We start from the raw sequence: 583 nt of genomic DNA on the forward strand, positions 1-583 counted from the left end.
CTCGTGCTGCGGCAGGTCGAGGTGGGCCGCGAGGGGCGCGTGCTGGCACTCGACACCCTCACGCTGGTGGTGGTGAGCGTGCTGGTGACCTGGAACGTCGCGATCCACCCGATCGTGGCGGACCAGGAGGTCCCCGCCGCGGTCCGGGTCGTCTGGGCGGCCTACCCGGTGGCGGACGCCGTCCTGCTCGGCCTCGTGGCGCGGGCGCTGATGAGCCCCGGTGCGCGGGCCTACCTGTCGGTGTCGTTCCCGATCGGGGTCGGGCTGTGGCTCGCCGCGGACATCGCCTTCCTCATCTCGGGAAGCGGAGACTCCACGTGGGCCATGGATGCCGCCTGGATGCTCGCGCCGGTGCTGCTGGCACGCAGCACCTGGCGCGATGCGGCACCGGTCGCCGACCACGGTCCTGCGCCGTCGGAGCGCCGGGTGGTGCAGACAGGATTTGCCATCGTGCCCCTGCTGGTCCCTCCGGTGCTGACGCTCTTCGCCGATGCGCGCGACGACCGCGGCCACGCCGTGCTGCTGGTCGCCGGGGCCGCGTCCTTGACGGTCCTCGCGCTCGTGCGGACGACATGGCTCGTGC

Annotated in this window: 1 protein-coding gene; it reads left to right on the forward strand. The window is 73.1% G+C overall.

Translation table 11 applies throughout. From position 1 onward, the window contains the following. Positions 1-583: hypothetical protein (locus tag FB586_RS19570; RefSeq protein ID WP_168800621.1), on the forward strand; the 583-nt coding region annotated here is incomplete at both ends.

The sequence above is a fragment of the Cellulomonas telluris genome (assembly GCF_004886325.1).
GTDB classification, from domain to species: Bacteria; Actinomycetota; Actinomycetes; order Actinomycetales; family Cellulomonadaceae; genus Cellulomonas; species Cellulomonas telluris.